1 protein-coding gene and 1 pseudogene are annotated in these 1699 nt (G+C 58.0%); one reads left to right on the plus strand and one right to left on the minus strand.

All coding sequences use genetic code 11. From position 1 onward, the window contains the following. On the minus strand, positions 1 to 229 hold a 229-nt coding region (locus AKU79_RS02970; RefSeq protein ID WP_197087203.1), incomplete at its 3' end, for a site-specific integrase. Between the two features lie 250 nt (positions 230 to 479). Between AKU79_RS02970 and AKU79_RS02980 the strand changes: the two are divergent. Then, positions 480 to 1502: pseudogene (locus tag AKU79_RS02980) on the plus strand (IS3 family transposase); the annotation flags it as partial. Positions 1503 to 1699 lie beyond the last annotated feature (197 nt).

Raw genomic sequence — 1699 nt, forward strand, 5'->3', positions numbered from 1 at the left:
GCGCCACGATGCGCGTGTTGAAGGTCGACGGGGTCACCCCGGTATCCGACATGTGGAGCTGATATGCGCGCAGGTCCTCTGGCGTCGCCGTGTCGGGTGATCGTCCGAGGAAAACGGCGAAATCCTTGATCGCACGGATGTGGGACTTCTGCGCCTTGTCCCCCATTCCACGGATGCGCATGTCTTCGATCATCCGCTGGCGCAGCGGGGTTACTTTCTCTTCTGTCATGGGAACCTCCTGTCTGATGATTGAGAAGACCCCAATCGTCAGGCAGGTCGGTCAAAACGCAAAATGCGCACCACTTTGGGGGCGTGTCACGCCATTAGCCAAATGCACCAATGCCGCGAAGCGGCTTCGTCCAAGGGCCGTTCGCGACGAATGAGCTGGGGTCTCTCGCACCAAATAAAGCCTGTGACCTGCCCCCCGGAAGTTCCCTCAGTTTAGTGTAGAGTCTGCCCCACCCTGAAGGAGCAGACGAATGAGGAAAAGCCGTTTTACCGATGCGCAGATTATCGGGATGATTAAAGAACAGGAGGCCGGTTTGCCGACAGCTGACCTGTGCCGGAAGCATGGATTGAGTCCTGCGACATTCTACAAGCTGAAGGCCAAATACGGCGGGATGGACTTGTCCGATGCCAAACGCCTGAAGCAGCTTGAGGGCGAGAACAGTAAGCTCAAGCGCTTGGTGGCGGATGTGATGCTGGATAATGTTGTGCTGAAGGATTTGCTGGGAAAGCCTTAACAACCCCGATGCAACGGCGGGATGCGGTGCTGCAGGCGATGAAGGGTCATTTGATCTCTCAACGCCGGGCCTGCGTCCTGATCGGGGTTGATCCGAAGACGGTGCGGCGAGATCACCCGCCTGACAATCCGGAGATCCGCAAGGAAATGAACAAGATCGCTGAGAAGCGGCGCCTATTTGGCTATCGGCGCATTGGCGTCCTGCTGGAGCGCGTGGGCATGATTATGAACGAAAAGAAGCTTTACCCATTGGCCGATAGGCGTTTGACTTCAAACGCCGAAAGGCGGATTTACCGGGAAGAGGGCCTGTCTGTTCGGCGCAGACGCGGCCGCAAACGGGCGCGAGGCAGCCGCACGCCAATGCCCGTCCCGTTGCGCCCGAACCAACGCCCCCTCTCGCGGTTTGCGGGCAAACCGCGAGAGGGCAACGGGATCGTTGGACTTCCTGTCTGACACGTTCGGAGCCTGCCGTAAGTTCCGCATTTTGGCGGTCAACGACGATTGCTGCCGCGAAAATCTGTGTCTCGTCCCCGATACTAGCATCTCCGGAGCGCGGGTTGCACGTGAGTTGGATGCTTTGGTCAGGATCTATGGAAAACCAGCCTGCATTGTCGGCGACAATGGCACTGAATTCACCAGTAAGGCTATTCTGAAGTGGGCCAACGTCAACAACGTCGAGTGGCATTACATCGACCCGGGCAAGCCGCAGCAGAACGGGTACATCGCGTCCTTCAACGGCAGCCTGCGCCCCTCTTGTCTTATGAATTGAGGAGTTCCTGTGCGAAGCTGGAATAGCTGCCCGGCACGGCATTCATGCCGGGCAGCGGCGGAGGTCGGACCGTTCCCCTCTTGGTCGTCGTGGACCGTCGCTGAGTATGGTCGCCTCCGTCTTTTCTTGTGACCTGAACGGATACTTGGGCTTGGGGCCCGCATGACAAGACAAGGTTAGGAAAAGAC

The organism is Pseudorhodobacter wandonensis (assembly GCF_001202035.1).
In the GTDB taxonomy this organism is placed as follows: domain Bacteria; phylum Pseudomonadota; class Alphaproteobacteria; order Rhodobacterales; family Rhodobacteraceae; genus Pseudorhodobacter; species Pseudorhodobacter wandonensis.